The sequence below is a fragment of the Stenotrophomonas sp. GD03958 genome, from assembly GCF_029839005.1.
GTDB lineage: Bacteria > Pseudomonadota > Gammaproteobacteria > Xanthomonadales > Xanthomonadaceae > Stenotrophomonas > Stenotrophomonas hibiscicola.
The window spans coordinates 1-18,493 of sequence record NZ_JAOBZT010000011.1; the positions used below are offsets into that span (position 1 = coordinate 1).

At 62.7% G+C, this 18,493-nt stretch carries 17 protein-coding genes, 1 tRNA gene and 1 pseudogene; 5 read left to right on the top strand and 14 right to left on the bottom strand.

What is annotated here, in order from left to right:
* The 3 genes from mscL to N5C25_RS05295 all read right to left on the bottom strand — a co-directional run.
* A partial coding sequence (mscL, locus tag N5C25_RS05285) for a large-conductance mechanosensitive channel protein MscL (protein WP_279936566.1) occupies positions 1-365 on the bottom strand: 365 nt, incomplete at its 3' end.
* A gap of 54 nt (positions 366-419) precedes the next feature.
* Positions 420-1,136, bottom strand: a complete 717-nt coding sequence (locus N5C25_RS05290) for a fumarylacetoacetate hydrolase family protein (protein WP_019660190.1) — start codon at positions 1,134-1,136, stop codon at positions 420-422.
* A 75-nt stretch (positions 1,137-1,211) separates the two neighbouring features.
* The gene (locus N5C25_RS05295; RefSeq protein WP_019660189.1) at positions 1,212-1,493 is read right to left on the bottom strand and encodes a hypothetical protein; all 282 of its coding nucleotides are present in this window, start codon (positions 1,491-1,493) and stop codon (positions 1,212-1,214) included.
* A 178-nt stretch (positions 1,494-1,671) separates the two neighbouring features.
* Between N5C25_RS05295 and N5C25_RS05300 the strand changes: the two genes are divergently transcribed.
* Entirely contained in the window at positions 1,672-2,007 is a 336-nt protein-coding gene (locus N5C25_RS05300; RefSeq protein ID WP_251103478.1) for a Rieske (2Fe-2S) protein, read from the top strand.
* Positions 2,008-2,462: 455 nt separating this feature from the next.
* Here the strand turns inward: N5C25_RS05300 and N5C25_RS05305 are convergent, their stop codons facing one another.
* From N5C25_RS05305 to thiS, 4 genes are all read right to left on the bottom strand, one after another.
* Positions 2,463-4,310 carry an SLC13 family permease gene (locus tag N5C25_RS05305; RefSeq protein WP_019660187.1) on the bottom strand — a complete coding sequence of 616 codons (1,848 nt, stop codon included), beginning with the start codon at positions 4,308-4,310 and terminating at the stop codon, positions 2,463-2,465.
* A 27-nt stretch (positions 4,311-4,337) separates the two neighbouring features.
* On the bottom strand, positions 4,338-5,072 hold the full coding sequence (trmB, locus tag N5C25_RS05310) for a tRNA (guanosine(46)-N7)-methyltransferase TrmB (protein ID WP_019660186.1): 735 nt from the start codon (positions 5,070-5,072) through the stop codon (positions 4,338-4,340).
* Positions 5,072-5,866: a thiazole synthase gene (locus N5C25_RS05315; RefSeq protein ID WP_019660185.1), complete on the bottom strand. Its 795-nt coding sequence runs from the start codon at positions 5,864-5,866 to the stop codon at positions 5,072-5,074. Before N5C25_RS05315 ends, trmB begins: the two co-directional genes overlap by 1 nt.
* 106 nt (positions 5,867-5,972) lie before the next feature.
* Positions 5,973-6,173: a sulfur carrier protein ThiS gene (thiS, locus tag N5C25_RS05320; RefSeq protein ID WP_019660184.1), complete on the bottom strand. Its 201-nt coding sequence runs from the start codon at positions 6,171-6,173 to the stop codon at positions 5,973-5,975.
* Between the two features lie 207 nt (positions 6,174-6,380).
* Between thiS and N5C25_RS05325 the strand changes: the two genes are divergently transcribed.
* The 3 genes and pseudogenes from N5C25_RS05325 to N5C25_RS05335 all read left to right on the top strand — a co-directional run bounded on the left by N5C25_RS05325 (position 6,381) and on the right by N5C25_RS05335 (position 10,110).
* A complete protein-coding gene (locus tag N5C25_RS05325) occupies positions 6,381-8,234 on the top strand; it encodes an autotransporter domain-containing esterase (protein WP_058982071.1) in 1,854 nt (617 codons plus the stop codon).
* Positions 8,235-8,349: 115 nt separating this feature from the next.
* A tRNA-Gly gene (locus tag N5C25_RS05330) sits at positions 8,350-8,423 on the top strand.
* Between the two features lie 106 nt (positions 8,424-8,529).
* Positions 8,530-10,110: pseudogene (locus N5C25_RS05335) on the top strand (site-specific integrase).
* A 96-nt stretch (positions 10,111-10,206) separates the two neighbouring features.
* Here N5C25_RS05335 and N5C25_RS05340 read toward each other — a convergent pair.
* From N5C25_RS05340 to N5C25_RS05355, 4 genes are all read right to left on the bottom strand, one after another.
* On the bottom strand, positions 10,207-10,941 hold the full coding sequence (locus tag N5C25_RS05340; protein WP_279936567.1) for a hypothetical protein: 735 nt from the start codon (positions 10,939-10,941) through the stop codon (positions 10,207-10,209).
* The gene (locus tag N5C25_RS05345; protein WP_251102897.1) at positions 10,926-11,843 is read right to left on the bottom strand and encodes a hypothetical protein; all 918 of its coding nucleotides are present in this window, start codon (positions 11,841-11,843) and stop codon (positions 10,926-10,928) included. The genes N5C25_RS05340 and N5C25_RS05345 overlap by 16 nt, the downstream gene beginning before the upstream one ends.
* The gene (locus N5C25_RS05350) at positions 11,840-12,847 is read right to left on the bottom strand and encodes a Fic family protein (RefSeq protein WP_058981966.1); all 1,008 of its coding nucleotides are present in this window, start codon (positions 12,845-12,847) and stop codon (positions 11,840-11,842) included. The genes N5C25_RS05345 and N5C25_RS05350 overlap by 4 nt, the downstream gene beginning before the upstream one ends.
* A gap of 1,006 nt (positions 12,848-13,853) precedes the next feature.
* Positions 13,854-14,999 (bottom strand): hypothetical protein, encoded by a 1,146-nt coding sequence (locus N5C25_RS05355; RefSeq protein WP_279936584.1) that lies wholly within the window; start codon positions 14,997-14,999, stop codon positions 13,854-13,856.
* Between N5C25_RS05355 and N5C25_RS05360 the strand changes: the two genes are divergently transcribed.
* Complete coding sequence (locus N5C25_RS05360) at positions 14,880-15,191, top strand: conjugal transfer protein TraD (RefSeq protein ID WP_144435363.1); 312 nt, start codon at positions 14,880-14,882, stop codon at positions 15,189-15,191. The genes N5C25_RS05355 and N5C25_RS05360 overlap by 120 nt on opposite strands.
* 618 nt (positions 15,192-15,809) lie before the next feature.
* Here the strand turns inward: N5C25_RS05360 and N5C25_RS05365 are convergent.
* The 3 genes from N5C25_RS05365 to N5C25_RS05375 all read right to left on the bottom strand — a co-directional run bounded on the left by N5C25_RS05365 (position 15,810) and on the right by N5C25_RS05375 (position 18,403).
* Positions 15,810-16,046, bottom strand: coding sequence for a hypothetical protein (locus N5C25_RS05365; protein WP_144435362.1), 237 nt, complete (start codon positions 16,044-16,046; stop codon positions 15,810-15,812).
* Positions 16,047-16,117: 71 nt separating this feature from the next.
* Complete coding sequence (locus N5C25_RS05370) at positions 16,118-17,011, bottom strand: lipid II-degrading bacteriocin (RefSeq protein ID WP_279936568.1); 894 nt, start codon at positions 17,009-17,011, stop codon at positions 16,118-16,120.
* A gap of 522 nt (positions 17,012-17,533) precedes the next feature.
* Positions 17,534-18,403, bottom strand: a complete 870-nt coding sequence (locus N5C25_RS05375; RefSeq protein WP_279936569.1) for a PoNe immunity protein domain-containing protein — start codon at positions 18,401-18,403, stop codon at positions 17,534-17,536.
* Between the last annotated feature and the right edge of the window lie 90 nt (positions 18,404-18,493).

Genomic DNA, 18,493 nt, shown 5'->3' on the forward strand with positions numbered 1-18,493 from the left:
ACTTCCTCGGCCGGTGCGGCCGGTGCAGCTTCCTTCTTGCGAGACAGGCGGTTGATCGCCTTGACCACGATGAAGATCGCGAAGGCCACGATCACGAACTGGATCAGGGTGTTGATGAAATCACCGTAGCCGATCACCACCGCCGGAATCTCCTTGCCGTCGGGGCCGATCCGGGCCGGCGACAGCGTCCACGCCAGCTGCGAGAAGTCCACCTTGCCGATCAGCAGGCCAAGCGGCGGCATGATGATCTTCTCGACCAGCGCCGTTACGATCTTGCCGAAGGCCGCGCCGATCACCACGCCGACGGCGAGGTCGATGACGTTGCCGCGCATGGCGAATTCCTTGAACTCGGTGAGCATTCCCATTGTTGTTTTTCTCCGGTGGGGAAGTGGACAGCGCGCAGGGTAGCGCAGGTGACGTCAGCCGGCGATCACGCCGTGGCGCTCGGCCACGTTTTCCAGGCGGGCACTGAAGCGGTCGCCGGGCTTCAGCGCAGCCACCCCGGACGGGGTGCCCATGAACACCAGGTCACCGGCACGCAGCTGCCACAGCTTGGACAGCTCATGCAGGATCTCCGGCACGTTCCAGATCATCTGGTCGAGCAGTGCCTGCTGGCGCACCTCGCCGTTGACCTCCAGCGACAGGTTCAGCGCAGCCAGGTCGCCGACTTCTTCGGCGTGGACGATTTCGCTGATCGGCGCGGAGGCATCGAACCCTTTCGCGGCATCCCAAGGATGGCCCTTGTCCTTGGCTGCGGCCTGCAGATCGCGGCGGGTCAGGTCCAGGCCGACGGCGTAGCCGTAGACCAGCGCATCGGCGTCGGCGACGGCCAGCTCGCCGGCGGGCGCATCGCGACCGATCGCCACCACCAGTTCCACTTCGTGGTGCAGGTTGGCGGTTGCTGGCGGATAGGGGATGGCATCGTCGTGGCCGACCACGATGGCGTCGGCCGGCTTGCTGAAGAACATCGGGCGGCCGCGGTCATCGGCCGCCGGCACCGCCGCGCCCATTTCGCGGGCGTGGTCGGCGAAGTTGCGGCCGACGCAGTAGATACGGTGCACGGGGAAGCTGCCGCCACCGGCTACCGGTACACGCGGCAGGGCTACGGCAGGGATCACATCGGAGACATCGGACATGCGGGCATCCAGGAAGGGCGTGCCCGCAGTCTAGAACGCATGGCGCCCGCCGTCAGCGGGCGCGGAAGGCCTGGATCAGCGCGAGGCCGGCAACACCGGCTTGCGCACCACGCGGTACTCGCCCTCGACCACGGTCGGGTCGACCGGACGCGCGGCGCCCGGCTTGCGCGAGGCCAGCAGCTTCCATGCCAGGCCAACCAGGATCATCGCGGCACCGACGAACACACCGATGAACACCATCGCGGCCAGGATCGCCAAGCCGAGCAGGCCCACGGCAACGCGCACCAGCGGATGACGCGGCTTGCGCGGCGCGAACAGGGTGCGGAACTGGTTGAAGGCGGATGCGCGGTTGAACATGGCGGCTCGATAGGCTGGGATCAGCGAAATCAGAGTATCGGGACGCGCCACTGTCATTGAGTGAAAAACTCGTTAAATATAGCCTGTGCTTATTACGGATCAATGACTTGTGTTCATGTCACAGCCAGTCACCTGAGCAGGCATGCGACAATTCCGGTTTACCGTCCGAGCTTTCGCCATGACTATCGCAGCTGCCCTGATCGCCCTTGATGCCATTGCCGATGGCGCGTTTGCCGAGGTCGAAGCGGTGATCAATGGCGATGCCGAATCGCTGGTGCTGTACCGCGACGGCGCGCAGGTGCGCGCATTCCTGAACATCTGCCCGCACGCCGGCCGTCGCCTGGACTGGGCCCCGGGCCAGTTCCTGAAGAGCCGCGAGGGCCACCTGGTGTGCGCCGCGCATGGCGCCTCGTTCACGCTGGACAGCGGCGACTGCATTGCCGGCCCGTGCAAGGGGGACCGCCTGCGTGCGGTGCCGGTCGATATCCGCGATGGGCAGGTCTATCTGGCTTGAGGCCGGAAGCAGTCGAGCACGGCTCGACTCTACAAAAGCCGTGTCGACCAAGGTCGACACCCACCAGCAGCACAGAATGCCGTTTCGACAGTTCGCGGAAAACTGTCGAAGGCGGGGTGGGTCCGGTTGCGGGGGCGTGAGCCGCATGGGCCCGAGGCATGCCTCGGGCGGGTTGGGCAGGACGCCCAACCCCGGTCTTGCCGTGTGCGCAGGACTGCGCACACGAGCAAGCGGCGACCGAGCTTACATGGGTGAGGGCGCTTTGCTTGCGAAGCACTGCTTCGCAAGCGCCCGAACGCACAGCCGCCAGCGGCTGGGCCGGGCCCCGGAGGGGGACTTGCAGCGTCCCCCGCCACCGGACCCACCCCGCCATCCCACGGAATGCCAGCCTTTGACGTTGACGTTGACGTTGATTCTGCGGGTGCAGGGCGCAGCCCTGCCGATAAATCCAACCCTCAGAACATCAGGTTGATCATCAACACCACCACGCAGGTGTAGATCAGCGACAACGGTCCGCCGACCCGCCACATCTCGCGCGGGGTGTAATTGGCCGGGCCGGTGATCATCGAAATCACCGGGTTGGAGGCCGTCATCAGGTTGTTGGACGCCGACAGCGCCACGATCAGCGCGAACGCGGTCGGGTTGCCGCCCGCCGCCAGTGCCAGGTTCACCGCGATCGGTACCATCACGATGGTCGCGCCCACATGGCTGATCACCAGCGAGAACGCCGTGGTCAGCAGTGCCAGCGCCACCTCCAGCACCCACACCGGGATGCCGGTCGGCAGCTTGTCGATGGTATGGCCAGCCACCCATGCCGCCGCACCACTGGAGTCCATCGCCCAGCCGAGCGGGATCAGCCCGGCCATCATGAACACCGTTTTCCAGTTGATCGAGGCATAGGCCTCGTCCATGCGCAGCACGCCGGTCAGCAGCATGCCGGCCACGCCGGTCATCAGCGTCAGCGCGACCGGCAGCTTGCTGGTCAGCGCGATCAGGATGGTCAGCGCGAAGATCGCCATCGCAATCTTGAACTTGTGCGGGCGCTGCTCGCCGGTCGGATAGTCGGTCACCACCACGAAGTCGCGGCTCTTGGCCGCCTGTGCCAGGTCGGTCCAGATGCTGTGGAAGACCAGCATGTCGCCTGCACGCAACTGCACGTCGCGCACGTCCTCGCGGATCACCTGCTTGTCGCGGTTGATCGCCAGCAGGCTGATGCCACGCTCCTTGCGCAGGCGCAGGTCGGCCGCGCTCTTGCCGATCACGTTCGAGGTCGGCGGTACCACCGCCTCGGAAATACCGGCGCGGCTCGGGTTGAACAGGTCACCCAGGTGCTTCAGGCGCGAAGACATGCGCAGGAACTGGTTCTGCGCGAAATCGTTGATCTGCTGGCGCGGGCCCATCGCACCGAGCACGCTGCCTACCCAGATGCGCATCTCCGCCGGCGGCGCCAGGCGGGTGTCATTACCGGTTTTCAGGGCCAGCAGCAGCGGGGCGTCGTGCAGGTTCTCGGCCTCGCCCAGGGTCATGCCCACCAGCGGACTTTCCGCGCTGACCACCAGCTCGAACACATCGCCTTCGATGCCATAGGTCTTGGCGAAGTAGCTCTCGGTGCGTGCTGGGGTGACCCCGTCGTTGACCAGGGTTTCTTCCTCGATCAGCTTGCGGTCGCCGTAGTAGCGGAAGTACAGCAGCGAGGCGATCAGCAGTGCCACGCCAATCGGCAGCGGCGCGAACATGCGCAGCGGCTCGATGGTGGCCAGGCCGGAAGGCAGGTTGTTGTTGGCCGAGGCCAGCAGATCGTTCAGCAGGATCAGCGGCGAATTGCCGACCATGGTCAGCGCACCGCCCATCACGATCGCCGCCGAGATCGGCAGCAGCAGGCGCTGCATCGTCAGCCCGGTGCGCGCTGCCAGTCGCGAGGCGACCGGCAGATACAAGGCCATCACCGACGGGTTCTGCATGAAGGACGAGTTCAGGCCGGCGATGGCGGTGGTCATCATCAGCAGCCGCTGTTCGACGCCGTGGCCGCGCCGCAGCAGCCATGCGGCCAGCCGGTTCAGCGCCCCGGTGCGGTCCAGGCCCGCACCGAGGATGGTGGTGGCGATGATGCTCATCACCGCGTTACCGGAGAAACCGCCGAAGATCTCCTCCGGCGCGATCAGGCCGGTGACACCGAGTACCACCAGCACCACCAGCGCGACCACGTCGGCGCGGATGCGCTCGAACAGGAACATCGCCATCGTGAAGCCGACCAGCCCGAGCACGAGCTTCATGTCGTTGGTCAGCGTCAGCGCGGTATCCATGTGGGGCGCGGCGTCCTCAGGCGATCGTCAGGTGCGGTCGTACAGCAGGTCCCAGACGCCGTGGCCGAGTTTCTGGCCGCGGGTCTCGAAGTGGGTCTGCGGGCGCCAGTCCGGACGCGGCACGCTGCCACGCGGGCCGGCGCGGTTGACCAGGCCGGCAGTCGCGTCAAGCACGTCCCACATCTGCTCGGCGTAGTCTTCCCAGTCGGTGGCGCAGTGCAGGCGGCCACCCGGGCGCAGCTTGCGCACCAGCAGCTCGGCAAATGCCGGCTGCAGCAGGCGGCGCTTGTTGTGGCGCTTCTTGTGCCACGGGTCCGGGAAGTAGATGCGCACTTCATCGAGCGCGCCATCGGCGATCTCGTTCTGCAGCACTTCCACCGCGTCATGGTGGTACAGGCGCACGTGGTCGGCATTGTCCTCAGCCAGCGCGTTCAGCAACCGGCCCACGCCGGGGGCGTGCACTTCGATGCCGATGTAGTCGCGCGACGGATCGTGCTGGGCGGCGAAGCGCAGCGCGGCACCGTTGCCGAAGCCGATTTCCAGCACCTTGTGTGCCGGGCGGCCGAAGGTGGCATCCAGGTCACGCGGCTGGCCGGTGTAGTCGAGGCCGAAGCGCGGCCAGCGTTCGTCGAACGCGCGCTGCTGGGCGGGGGTGAAACGTCCCTGGCGCAACACGAAGCTGCGCACCTCGCGGCGGCCCTCGCTTACGGTGAAGGGCTTGGGTGGGGCCTTGGAGCCGGCGCTGTCAAAAGGATTGGTCATCAGCCGATCAGCCCGTCCACCGGAGAGGATGCGCTGGCGTAGCGCTTGCGCGGGATGCGCCCGGCCAGGAAAGCCTCGCGGCCGGCCTCGACTGCCTTGCGCATGGCAGTGGCCATCAGCACCGGGTTGCGCGCACCGGCAATGGCGGTGTTCATCAACACGCCGTCGCAGCCCAGTTCCATCGCGATCGCCGCATCCGACGCGGTGCCCACGCCGGCATCAACAATGATCGGCACCTTGGCGTCTTCGATGATCTGCAGCAGGTTGTACTTGTTCTGGATGCCCAGGCCCGAACCGATCGGCGCGGCCAGCGGCATCACTGCGGCGCAGCCGATCTCTTCCAGGCGCTTGGCCAGGATCGGGTCGTCGGAGGTGTAGACCATCACCTCGAAGCCGTCCTTGACCAGCTGCTCGGCGGCCTTGAGGGTCTGCACCACGTCCGGGTACAGGGTCTTCTGGTCGCCCAGCACTTCCAGCTTGGTCAGGTTGTGGCCGTCCAGCAGCTCACGGGCCAGGCGGCAGGTACGCACCGCGTCTTCGGCGGTGTAGCAGCCAGCGGTGTTGGGCAGGATGGTGAAGCGCTCCGGTGGCAGCACGTCCAGCAGGTTCGGCTCGCCCGGGTTCTGCCCGATGTTGGTGCGGCGGATGGCCACGGTGACGATCTGGGCGCCAGCAGCCTCGGTGGCCAGGCGGGTTTCTTCCAGGTCCTTGAACTTGCCGGTGCCGGTGAGCAGCCGCGAGCCATAGGTCTTGCCGGCGATCACCAGCGAATCGGGGGAGACGTGAACGTTCATGGCGCGATTATCGCCTATCCGCCTGAAGATGGGATCACGCAATGGCGTGCCGGCCGTGGATCGGCATGGGTAGTGCCGGCCGCTGGCCGGCAAACCCGGACAGGCCTCAGCCCCCACCCAGCGCGTGCACGATCTCGACAATGTCGCCTTCAGCCAGGACATGCTCGCGATGGCGGCTGCGGCTGACGATCTCGCCGTTGACCTCCACTGCCACCCGGCGCTGCAGCAGCTGCTCGGCCTCGAGCAGGTCGTGAAGGGTCGCCGAGGCGGGCAGGGTGCGGGGTTCGCCGTTGAGCTGGATGTTCATTCCTGCATTGTCGCTTATAGCCCTTCGTGATCGGAACGTTTGCAATTTGATCGGGGCGCCAGCTCCAGCACAGCAGGCTTCGGCGTGCTCAGGCGACAATCCATGCGGCGGCGCAGCGTGAGCAAACGGCGGCCCGGTGAAACCATTGACCGTGCGCCGGCGTACGTGTGCCGGATTCCAACCTATTTTCCCCACAGGAGTTCCTAGATGCAGCTCAGCAAACACCCGATCCGCTCCCTGATGGCGGCTGCGATCGCACTCGCCGCGCTGCCGGCCATGGCAGGCGAAAGTCCGTATTCCAAGGCCGTGTTCTTCGGCGACAGCCTCACCGACGCCGGCTATTTCCGGCCGCTGCTCGATCCGGGCGTGCAGCCGGTCACCGGCCAGTTCACCACCAACCCGGGTTGGGTGTGGGCACAGCAGGTCGCCAACTACTACGGCCTCAACGGGGGTGCCAACGGCAACGGCCAGAGTGGCGACAACTACGCCGTGGGCGGTGCCCGGGTATCGGTGGACGAGGCCGGTGGCCTGGGCGTGATTCCGTCGCTGAAGTCGCAAGCAACCCGCTACCTTGCCGCGAACGGTGGCAAGGCTGACGGCAACGCCCTGTACACCGTATGGGGAGGCGCCAATGATCTGTTTGCGGCCACCCGTGCGGCGGCAGGTGGCGCGTCGCAGGCCCAGGTGCAGGGCATCATCGGCGCAGCGGTCACCGACCAGATCGCGCTGGTAGGTGCGCTGAAGCAGGCTGGTGCCCAGTACGTGCTGGTACCGAACCTGCCGGATGTGGGCATCACCCCGCAGTTCCGCGGCCCCAATGCCGCCGCCGCCACCGCACTGTCGGCCGGCTACAACAAGGCGCTGTACGGTGGCCTGAAGCAGGCAGGCATCGAGTTCATTCCGCTCGATACCTTCAGCATCCTGCGCGAAGTGACTGCCAATCCGGGCATGTACGGCTTCACCAACGTCACCAGCACCGCCTGCAGGATCGATCCGAACAACTCCACCGCCAGCATCATCGGCTGCAACCCGACCAGTTACGTCAGCCCGGATGCAGCCAACACCTACCTGTTCGCCGACGGCGTGCATCCGACCACCGCCGGCCATCAGCTGCTGGGCCAGTATGCTGTCTCGGTGCTGGAAGGCCCGCGTCTGCAGCAGGTGCTGAGCCACTCGGCCCAGACCATCGGCCGTTCGCGTGCCGACCAGGTCAGCATGCACCTGGGTGGTCGCCCGGCCGATGGCCTGTCCTGGTGGGGCGGCGTGCGCGGTGACCTGCAGCGTTATGACCATGCCGACCTGTACGACGGCCTGGCGCCCGCCGGCCTGTTCGGTATCGACTGGGCACGCGACGGCATGGTGTTCGGCGGCTTCGCCGGCTTCGGCCGCCTCAACGCAGACTTCGGCAACAGCCGTGGCGACTTCACCCAGAAGGACACCACTGCCGGTCTGTTCGCCGGCTGGTATGGTGACCGCATCTGGATCAATGGCCAGGTCAGCTACACTTGGCTGTCCTATGACGTGAACCGCAAGGTCCAGCTGGGTCCAGCCACCCGCGAGCACGGTGGTTCGCCGGACGGCAGCAACCTGACCGCCGCGCTGAACGCCGGCTACGAGTTCGGCACCGAAGGCGGTTTCCGCCACGGCCCGATTGCTTCGGTGATCTGGCAGAAGGTGAAGATCGATGGCTACACCGAAAGCGCCGCGACCGGCACCCTGGCCACCGCACTGGGCTACGACCGCCAGAACGTCGATTCGACCGTCGGCCGCATCGGCTGGCAGGCCCGCTTCGATGGCGGCACCGTCAAGCCGTACGCGCAGGTGACCTACGACCACGAGTTCGAAGACACCAAGCAGGCCAGCGCATGGCTGCAGACCCTGCCGGAACTGGGCAGCTATCGCGTGCCGGGCCTGAACTTCGACAAGAACTACGCCACCGTGGTGCTGGGTGCCCGTACCGAGCTGTTCGGCCTGCAGAGCAACTTCGGCCTGAGCGCTTCGGCCGGGCAGAAGCGTGCCCAGGACGCGACGCTGTTCGCCAATTTCAGCGGCAGCTTCTAAGCAGAAACCAGGCGGGGCCGGATCCCTTTCGGGAACGAAAGGGCGCCGGCCCCGCTCTGATGCGGGGGCACCATTGCGCAACACCGCCCCCAGCGCATAGACTTTCCACCGCAACGCGGGCGTAGCTCAATGGTAGAGCTGTAGCTTCCCAAGCTACTGACGTGGGTTCGATTCCCATCGCCCGCTCCAATCAACACCGAGATCCGCGCTAAGTGTCTGGAGGCGCGAGGGTTTTTGGATTGGATAACGGCCTCTCAAACGACCTTCCTGGGTATCGTTTGAGGTATCGCCAAACATGCCAAAGCCATTGCTTTTGGCCAGACCAAGCGGGGTCTATGCCCGTTTTCTCGTCCCGAAAGACTTGCGAGCATTGGTTGGCTCGCGCTTCCTCGTTCGTCCGTTGCACGCTCCCTTCGGAGACGTGGCCAGGCTGGTCGCTGCCCGCATGGGCATGGCACTCTCTCAGGCATTCCAAGCATTGAGACAGGGGCAGGCGGTGGACATCGACGAGGTGTTACGCAGGGTGCGGCGGAATGGCGTTCAACAGCTGATCTTGAAAGGGATCACGTTCCCCAACGGCGCGGGCGTGACCGAGGTGTAGATCAAAACGCCGGAAGACATGGCGTTCTGGCGCGAGACCCTCGAAAAGATGGCCAGCGCCGATCCAGTAGAAAGCATCGGCCTGCTTCCTGAGCATTTTCTGCTCAAGCAGCAGGAGACGCATGCGAAGAGGGAGGCGACAGGTCGTTCGGTTGGACTGTCACTGTCTAAGGCCATCGAAAACCACCTGACGGATCTGACCAACGCGAAGTTGCAGCCAAAGACGATTCTGGAGAGCCGTCACACGTTGCGGTTGTTTGCTGGCGCGGTAGGGGAAGATCTGCCTGTGTCCGAGCTTGCGCAAGATCACGTGCGCGAGTTCTTCAGCGCAATTCGATGGTGGCCTTCGAATGCATCCAAGCGGCCTGCTTACCGAGGAATGCCGGTGCTGGAGGTGATGGCCTTGGCAAAGGCCAACGATGAGCCCGAGCCGGCCGCCTGGACCATCAAAAAGCACCGCCAGCGTCTGTCGGTGTTCTTTATCTCCTTGGTCGAGGCCAAGCGAGTGGAGGTCAATCCATTGGCAGGCGTTCGAGCGGTGGCGACCCCAGACGAAGAAGACAGGGGATCTCCCTTCACCGACAGCGAGTTGGGCGCCATTTTTGGAAGCGCGTTTGTTCCCTGGGCGTCGAAGTATCCGCATCGGTGGTTTGGTCCGATGCTCGGGCTCTACAGCGGTGCTCGGGTCAACGAAGTGGCTCAGTTGCAAGTGGATGACATCGCAACGGTCGATGGCGTTCCCGGATTCTACGTCCGGGTGGTGGCCAGGGGCCAACGGATCAAGGGCAAGCATTCGCGCCGTTTTATTCCCTTGGCGCAACCCGTGCTGGAGGCCGGGTTCCTGGACTACGTGCAGGAGGCCAAGGCCGCAGGCCATGTGCAGTTGTTCCCCAATCTCCCGAACAGCACCGGTCTGGGATTTGGCAGGCAGCTGTCACGCCAGTTTTCCACCTACATCAAGCGGCAAGGCGTCGAGGAAAAGGGGCAGGGCTTTCACGGTTTTCGCCACACCTTGGCCGATCGCCTCGACGCCGCAGGTGCGTCGCCAGCGGCCATCGGCGCGGTCACCGGACATGCTGCGGGGCAGACGGTTTTGGAGAAGCACTACATTCACCGCTCCACCCTGCCGGACCGCGTGGCGACGTTGGGCAGGTTCTCGCCTCCGGTTGTGTTGCCGCGCTATCAACCGGGGCAGTTTGACTTGGCGTTGCGCTCGGCCGAGCAGAAGCTGCGGGAAGTTGGTCGGCGTGGAGGAAAGAAAAAGGCCCCCAGCTGAGCGGGGGCCTTCCTGAAGCTGAACTGGAACTTCTACTCACTTGCTGGCGCTGGCGCTGGCGTTGAGCAGAGCGGTTACCGCTCTACAAGCCCATGCTTACTCCAGCGGGCGAGGAGAGCGCTCCACGCCGCCTGAGAACGTCTCCAGCAGCCCTGCCGCTCGCTTGTCTGCTGACAACAGTTCAGCGGTGCCAAGTTTCGGACGATCCAGCAGTTCCGAGGCCCTTGAGTCACCCAGCAGGTAGGCAACCTTGAGATACGCGGCGCTATCCACCAAGGAGCCGTGGCTGGGGTCGTCATAGTAGATCTTGGAAAGCCCGTAGTAGGCGAACAGGTTGCCTGATTTGGCTTGCTCATAGAGAAGCACGGAGCCTTCCGTGAACTTCCCGGCTTCCAGAGCAATTCTCTCCGCGTAGACAACGGCGGCCGGCCTATTGCCGGACGCTGCCATCTCTTGGAGGGATTGCAGGCTGGCGGCATGCAACTTGGCGTTCTCCTGTTCAGAGGGATAGCCATGCTGAATCAACCACTGGGCCTCGGCTGGAGAGCGGGCGCTCAGTGGGCCGGCGCTCGCACAGGACGGATCCACCGCAGGGCACAGCCTCTGCTGAATTTCGGCAGATCGATCGGCCGCGTTTACGCCGGCGTTGGAGGATGGCGTGGGCCGTGACGTCTCGCCTTCTGGTGTCTGGTCGCCCTGCTGGGCTTTCTGTTCAGTCGTTTGAACGTCCGCTGCGGGGGAGGACTTGTCCGCGCAAGCGGAAAGTGCGCAGGCAAGCATGGCCACGATTGCGAAGTTTTTCATGCGCTCACCTGTCAAGGAATTGAACATTGCTGTTGGTCCAGTTGCGTCCACCATGTTGAGCACTGGGCATCTTCAGAGACATATTTCCATTTCTCTTTCAGGGATTTCTCCAGCTCAACCGCACCTGCCCCTTGCGGCGTGATGTATTCCTCCACGGGCACGCCGTAGCGACGTGCCCATTCTACGAAGGTCTCGACGAGGCCTGGTGCCCCCACCTCATCGTCTATCGCCTTAAGGATGCCGAGACAGTATGACTCAGGAATGGTGATGTTTATGCCCGCCCTGGTCGCACTCGATGCTTGAAGCTGCTGTTCGCATGCATGCATAACCGCGTAGCGAAACTCCCCGGTCGCGCTGTCGAAGTCCTTTGTCAGGTTGGCGTAATTCTGGGTCTGGCGTTCCAGGGCGTCCTTCATAGAAGCCTGAGCGTTCGGATCAGGCGGCACGGTTCGACCAAACCCGTGCGTTCGGCCTTCGCTGAAGGAAATCGCCATCAGGACAGTGGACTTTGCCCCCCAAGAAGCGCCAGGCAAGCGATCTTTTGCGTAGCTGGCCCCCGATGGGAACGGGATGCGCGCAGGGCAGGAGGCGGGCTTCCTGGCAATGTGTTCTGCACAAACCCGCTGTTTCCAAGTGTCTGCTGAGGGGGGAGAAGAGTTGCCCCCACCACCACCTCCTTCGCCTGGGTCGTAGCCCCCAACTCCGGGAAGTGAGGGGGGATCCATGGGGGGGATGTAAGGAGGCGGTATCGCATCAACCGGAGGAAGGTTGGTCGTTCCTCGATCGTTGGTGGTGTCGGCCATGCCTGATTGGGCTGCGAGCAACGACCCGCCCACGATCAGCGATATGCGAAGAATGTCGCGGATCTGGCGTTTGAGGTTCTGCGATGTGGAGATGTCTTCGGGAGTTAACGTCGGTTTGTTCTTCATGAATCACCATCAGTCCTTGGGGGCTTCAAAGCGGGCGATGCGAGCTTCTTGCACGTTCCAATGCATGTTTGAATGGCTTCTTCGAGGTCTCTTTGGGAGGGGAGGGAGGATGCGGCGTAGGTCGAGGCAATTCGCCGGGCCAGCGGTGGGGAACAGTTCTCGCTGACGGCCCGCACGGCGTCTTCGGTCACGGCTCCTGTGAACAGCAGGGCGTCAGTTGCCCTGACGTCTAATTCTTTTCGTGCTTCTTGCCACACGGAGACTAGGGCGCGCGCCGCTGCCAGCCACCGCTCCATCCTTGCGGGCTCGGGCGTGTGCTGCCCGGTGAGGGAGGCGTCGTTCCACGAAGCAACGGTTGCCAACTTGTCAAACATCAGCAGCCAGCAAATGTAGAGCGGGAACAAACTGCGTTTGCGAGCGGCGAGCTTGATCAGCAAGGAACGTGTGATCCGTCCGTTTCCATCGGCCAATGGGTGGATCGTCAGCAGTTGGTGCGCCAGCGCCTCGTCGAGGTGCTCATTGCAGTTGGATTGGTGCTGGGAGAGGGTGGTCAGGAGATTGGCGAGCAGTGGATCGACGACCGCGACCGGTGGCAGCACGAGCACCGCCTCCTTGGGGCCTCGTCCTGCCACCCATGCGCGATCTGATCGAAGCGAGGGTGCCTGGAGGCCTGCTGCGGACGTCAGTGAGGCGATCAAGGCGTCGGTTGTGCGCAGATCCGCTGGGCTCAGGGGCGCGATTGCCTTGTGGGCTTTTTCAACGGCGCTGACGGGCAGCAGGAAGTCCCCGTTGTAAGCTTGGGAGTGAACCCGATTCAGTCGTGACGAAAGCAGCAGGAGCGGGTGAAGGTCCGGCTCCAGGAGCTTGGGCTCGTAAGCCTGCCTCAGCTCAAATGCTTCGGAGCGCAGTGGTTGGGGTTGCGAGACCACGACGCCGTGGGTGCCCCAGATCTGTGCTTCGCCCGCTGATCGGATCAGGGGAGGAGGAATGTAGTGCAGTGTCACGGCGCGTTCCAGGCGAGTGAGGTCCAGCGCGTGAGCGTGCACTGCCGTTCGTTACAGTCGTCACCGTCTTGGCTGAGGTGTCAGTGGTTTGCTTCTCCGCGCAAGAGATCGCAGGCCACGCTCAGCCGAGCTGCATGGCTCAAGGGGCGGGCGGGTGAAAGCGGAACTTGGGGAGAAATTTCGCCCGATCTGCTTTTCGAAAACGGGAAAAGCGTGCACAAGCTTTTCCTTAAACCCCAATAGCTTTGCCAAAGCCCCCCTGCTTTGCCCTTCGGCTGTCGGGTCCCCTCCGAGTCCCCTCCAGCCGAAGGGCAAAGTCTCCCCTGACCCCGCTGACTAAAGCGGTGGGGTGACTTGGCCCGTGCGTCGGTCCCGTGGCGGCGACCCCCAGCACTTCAGGGCGCGGTGATTCCCTAATCTGCACCGCTTCGACAGGTTCACGCGATCAGTCGCGCCGGGTCCGGGTCCTGTCACCCCCATGCGAGGGCGTCTCTCCGGTGTTGCTTTACTTTTCCCGTGCCCAGGCGCGTTTTTCCTGGGGCTTCTCCTAGCAACGAACCATTGGTAACGGGACCGCGAATGGGAGACGCTGCTGGGGCCAGATTGAGCACTCCCCAGTTACCATCGACATCTGCGTTACCTGGCTGGCGCGAGTTGCCAGGCCATACCGCGCCCTGTGTCCCCTCGCATTAAAACCGGTGCACGCTGGTGATGGTCAGTCCAAGCCCGCACTGGGCTCCCAGGATTGCGTTGTGCACCGCCGGTCACTCCACCGGCACCGTGATACGGCTACCAACGGCCTTTGAGCTGGACAGACTGTGAGGAGAGAAGGAGGAGAGGCTTGCGGTCCATCCAAGGCTTGCTAATGTGTGCTCAAGGGGCACTGCCTGGGCATGTCGTAGAGCTACCTACCTTGCTCGCCTCCGAGTCGATCAAACTCGGGGGCCGTGAACTCAAAGTAAAACGCCCCGGAGCTTTGTCAAGTCCGGGGCGTTTTCTTAGAAGATTACTCAGCTGCTTCTACGGCCCCCTCAGGCAAGCTAGCCGAATTCTTTGATCTTCTACCAGCTTTCAGGTTGATCTTCGCAAAGGTCGTTCCTAGATCTGGAACCTTGTCTACCGCGGCCTTAAAGGCATCAGAGTTGATGAGCTCATGCCATGGGCTTCCATGGGTTACATCTTCAACCAATCGCAAGGGCGCTTCCTCCAAGCGAGTTAGAGCGGAATTGAACAGCCTATTCTCGAAGTCCTCGTCGATGCGAGCTGCTTCCTTGCGATATCCTTCGTAAGCCTTCGCAACGGAGGATTTGTATCCGTAATCTTCTGCGATTCGGAAACGCTGACCGATCTGCTTTGTTGCGAGCCAAGCAAACCATAGTGGCGCTCCAACACTGACGACAGAAAGAATTATGTGAATCCAAACAATTCCCCAGTTGGGTGAACTGGAGCTCAGCGCATCGGTCAATACCCTTACCCGACTTGCACCAATTGCGGTGCCGCCGCCGAGCGCAACCAACAGGCCGACTACCCAGAACCTCATCGACCAAGCCATTGATTTGGATCGCTGGTCGAAAGCCCCTGCAAGTCCAATCGAGGTTGCGACGCGATAAGCCTCCTCCGTCTGCTTGACCAACTTATCTGCCTCAACAGATTTTTCGCTCATCGTCAGTAGCAACTTCTCTATCTCGTCCCATCTCTGCTGGATCTTTCCTTGCGTTGTGGCTGATTCCGTTGATAGCTTTTCGATCTGACTGCGCGCTTTGCGGAGTTCTTCCAGGTCTGTCGGCAAGGCGTCGGCTGCGTCTGACGCTTCATTGATTAGCGATATCTTTTTCTGAATTGACTCCATTTCTGGTGTCACCTCATCAAGACGCGCTTGCATTGCGCGCACGCGGCGCGCAATTTTTGGAGGCATTAGGCTTGGATCCGTAGCCTCCTGCCAAGAGAGCACAGGCTCCAGCGCCGTTTCAAGCCACGCAAGAGCAAGCGAGCTGTGGGGAACGTTGAGAAGCAAAAACTGAAGTTGGAGCGGATGATCGGAGCGCTGGCCAAGGAGCAAGCCAAGCTGCTGCTCGTCGAACGCGAAGAGCAACGCAAGCGCCGACGTGCAGAACTGAAGCAACGCGAAGCGGATCGCCGTGCTGATGCTCACCGGAAGATCGAACTGGGTGGTCTGGTTATCGCTGCCGGGGTGGACAGTTGGGATCCGGCAGAAGTTGTCGGAGGATTGTTGGTTGTAAGCGAGCAGCTGTTGCTACAACCGACCCGACGCAACGCTCTGCGCGAAAAAGGCATCGCCCATTTGGAGGCGAGGGCTGCCACTCGAAGGGCAGGGCAATCATGACTTGGACGCCATTACACGAGGCCGTGGTCATGGACGATGTTGCCGCGCTCAACGCTGCACTGGCCGCGACCATCTTTCCTGATCCGCGCGATCGCCACGGTCAGACACCGCTCCACATCGCCGCCCATCTGGGAAACGTTGAGGCAGTGTCCGCGCTGTTGCTGGCCGGTGCTTCCCCGAATGCACGTGATCGCCATGCCCAGACCCCGCTTCACTTGGCAGCACGCTCAGATCATGTTGGGTCTTCCGGACCCGCCGCGGCGGCTCTGGCGGCGCTGGCCGATGGGCGCCCCTGGACGTCCGTTCACGCCACTAGGTTCCTGGAGGCGTGGGAACGGCGTGACCCTGCCGCCACGTGTGCGACGCTCCTTGCCGTAGGCGCCGAGCCAAACGCTCCAAATTGCCGACACGAGACACCGATCGGTCTTGCTTATCCGCGGGCCATGAAGGCCTTCGTTCCCCGAGCCAACGGCAGTCCATTGGATCCCGCTTAGATGAGGTCATCCCGTGCGCTTCCGGCGATGCTCATAACGGCTTTGACAGCCCTGCAAGCCAGAGCGATGGCCGCTGAGAACGTCTCAGCGGCCATTGTGCCGACGGCCCCGCAGGAGGTGGTCGCTACGGAGAAAGGGCTTCCTTTGCTATGGAGAGCTCAACGCTGCCGTCGCAATCGATGAGGGCAATGTATTCTTTTCCGTTCGCTTGGAAGTTCCATCCCCACAAGCGGCTGTCCGCGTTGTAACGACGGGTGCCGTCGAGGAACGTTATGTCGCTGCGTGCTACGTCTTTGAGGGGAGGGAAAGTGTTGCCAAGAACGTAGTGGACGACCTGCTCTCTCTGCTCTTCACTGCTCATGTTGGGACAGTCTGCACGTGAGCAACCGGCTAACGCGCCTGCCAGGAGAGTGAGGAGAAGGAGCGGGGTCTTCACGGTCGGATGCCTTGGAAGTGCACGGTATTGCGACCCGTGAAGTTGATCTGATAGTTGGTCGTGCCAATCACATTGCTGATGGCTTGCAGGAACGAGGTGAGTGCTTCCTGGTAATGCGGGCGATTTGCTGGGTTTGCGTCGTAGGTATCTGGGTTGAGGCCGTAGTTTCCATCGAACGTGTAGGACCCGCCGTTGATGGTCAGCGTTCCCGTTAGTGTTCCTGAAACCCGACCAATCAAGCCTGCTGCATGGACATTGTTCGTGACGTGGTCAAAGGTGTTGTATATAAAGGGCGCCTCACTGAATTGATAAGTTCCGTCGCCCTTGCTGTGATCACGCAGGATATCCATGATCGGTGAGAAATCCGTGACTTGATTGAACAGGCCAAGGTTCTCAAGAGACACGGTCATTGGCTCCCCCTTACCGAAGATCCAGTGCGCTACGCCTTGGACGGCAAGAAATTGCGTGTCAAAGAGGTTGCCGCGCCAAGCCGGAGGCCAGCGCATCCCGTCCTCTACCCACGCCTGAACGGGATCAAGGAGGGGAACGCCGTTCTGCGACGTGGGAGTAGAGCCAGGCAATGCCCATTCTCTGTTTTCGCCAAGCCATCCACAGTAGGCACCGTAGCGGAAAATCTGCGCCCGCACGAAGTCTCCCGGCCGGTTGCTCATCACCTTGCAGAGCTCGTTCAACTGATCCGTGCCTTCGGTTGCCCAGATTCCATCGGAGTTGGCGAAGTGTGCTCGGATGATGATGGGCGGGGGAGTGCCTTCCTGCAAAATTGGGGAGCTTAAGGCGATCTCGTATTGGATGCCGCCAAAGCCGTAATAAGGGTCTGGCTGCGGGGGCGCAAACAGGGGAACGGTCGGAAGGGTAGGAATGTTTGACACGTCACAAGTCCATTTGGGAATGAGTCGCAATCGTATATCGGCGGGTGTTAATGGGATGTTGCAACGATTTAACGATCTCCTGCGTGCTCTTGCGAACTTGGTGCGTCATGCACAAGTGACCGGCCACTCGAACACGCTCGCTTTGGCGGTGTCGGCGGTTCTGGCACAGGGGGAGGGGGCTAGGCGTTCGCTACGTCAGAGGATCGGTTGCTGCTACGGACCGCTCGGAATCGAGACGCATTACGTCGACACTTGATAGCCCTTCTGCAACCCTGCTAGCCTTTCAGGTATCGTTTGAGGTATCGTTTTTTCAGTCGATTGTTTCATGGATTTCCTTTTGAAACAGTCGGTTGGGTGGGTTTGGGTTCGATTCCCATCGCCCGCTCCATGTCTCCAGGGTATTCACCCACGGCAGACGCGGCGTACTCGATGCACCACACCCAGCTCGAGCGTGTGGCAGCAGCGCCGCAATCTCCTCCTCAGTGTTGGGCTGTGGCCCCTTCGAACCATAGCTCGAGTGGCTTATGCGCCCGCTTGCGGCCGGGCGAAGTCCACCAGGTCGGAAGGATAGTGCGGGCAGGTGCGCAGCGCGGCATCGTCGCCGCCATACAGCACCACCAGCGCTGCTACCTCCAGCGCCCAGTAACCCCATGCATGCGGTCCGGTCAGCCGTCGGGTCCGCTTCTGAGCCTGGGGCGACAGTAGAAAGAAGTCACGGTAGTGCACCTGCAGGTAGCCGGTCAGCAGGGATGGAACGAACGCTTCACCGTCGCGCAACGGCGCGAACAGCTCGGCGAACGGGCGCGGATGGAATATCGCATCGCTGGCTTCGGCAAGGCCCAGTGCCGGTGCGCTGAGGTAGTCCAGCACGCGGTCGGTGTCGAAGCAGAGCACCTTCTCCACCAACGCTGGAAGACGGTCCTGCGCATCCAGCAGCACGCCCAGTGACAACAGCTGCAGGGCGTACTCGTAGTGCTGCGTTGTGCGCGGTTGCAACGGCGCGGCCAGCGCGATGTCGTGGCCCTGCTGTTGCAGGCTGTTCCGGGCAATGGCCAGCAAACGTGCATGCTCGAGCCAGAGTTCTGCAACGTCGGCATGCATCTGCTGCAATGCCGTGGGGGCGAATCCACGGTCGATGCCTTTCAGCAGCAGGTTGCTGCCGGTCTGGGCAACCGCTTCCCAGCCGTACGCATGTTCCAGCGCCGCATGCCCCTGCAGCGGTTCCTCCGCAGGGTCACCGCCCTTGCGCGCATGACGCGCAAGCAGGGCCATGCCCGCGTTCCAGTCTGCCTGCCAGTCCGGCAGGCGAAGCATGCGGCGCGGTACTCCCGGATCCTTGGCCAGTGCTCTCCATCGCGGTAGTACGTCCAGCAGCAGACTCCGGCGGTTCACGTCAGTCATCGTTCCATCATCAGGGAAAGTCTAGCGGCAATGCCGGTTCGACCCCCATTGCCTGGCACCGCGTTGAAGGTTTGAATGGTG

Coding starts and splice junctions, on each gene's coding strand:
- N5C25_RS05290 (WP_019660190.1), bottom strand. CDS start 1,136: ATGTCCGATGTCTCCGATGTGATCCCTGCCGTAGCCCTGCCGCGTGTA.
- N5C25_RS05295 (WP_019660189.1), bottom strand. CDS start 1,493: ATGTTCAACCGCGCATCCGCCTTCAACCAGTTCCGCACCCTGTTCGCG.
- N5C25_RS05300 (WP_251103478.1), top strand. CDS start 1,672: ATGACTATCGCAGCTGCCCTGATCGCCCTTGATGCCATTGCCGATGGC.
- N5C25_RS05305 (WP_019660187.1), bottom strand. CDS start 4,310: ATGGATACCGCGCTGACGCTGACCAACGACATGAAGCTCGTGCTCGGG.
- trmB (WP_019660186.1), bottom strand. CDS start 5,072: ATGACCAATCCTTTTGACAGCGCCGGCTCCAAGGCCCCACCCAAGCCC.
- N5C25_RS05315 (WP_019660185.1), bottom strand. CDS start 5,866: ATGAACGTTCACGTCTCCCCCGATTCGCTGGTGATCGCCGGCAAGACC.
- thiS (WP_019660184.1), bottom strand. CDS start 6,173: ATGAACATCCAGCTCAACGGCGAACCCCGCACCCTGCCCGCCTCGGCG.
- N5C25_RS05325 (WP_058982071.1), top strand. CDS start 6,381: ATGCAGCTCAGCAAACACCCGATCCGCTCCCTGATGGCGGCTGCGATC.
- N5C25_RS05340 (WP_279936567.1), bottom strand. CDS start 10,941: ATGTTCAATTCCTTGACAGGTGAGCGCATGAAAAACTTCGCAATCGTG.
- N5C25_RS05345 (WP_251102897.1), bottom strand. CDS start 11,843: ATGAAGAACAAACCGACGTTAACTCCCGAAGACATCTCCACATCGCAG.
- N5C25_RS05360 (WP_144435363.1), top strand. CDS start 14,880: ATGATCGGAGCGCTGGCCAAGGAGCAAGCCAAGCTGCTGCTCGTCGAA.
- N5C25_RS05365 (WP_144435362.1), bottom strand. CDS start 16,046: ATGAGCAGTGAAGAGCAGAGAGAGCAGGTCGTCCACTACGTTCTTGGC.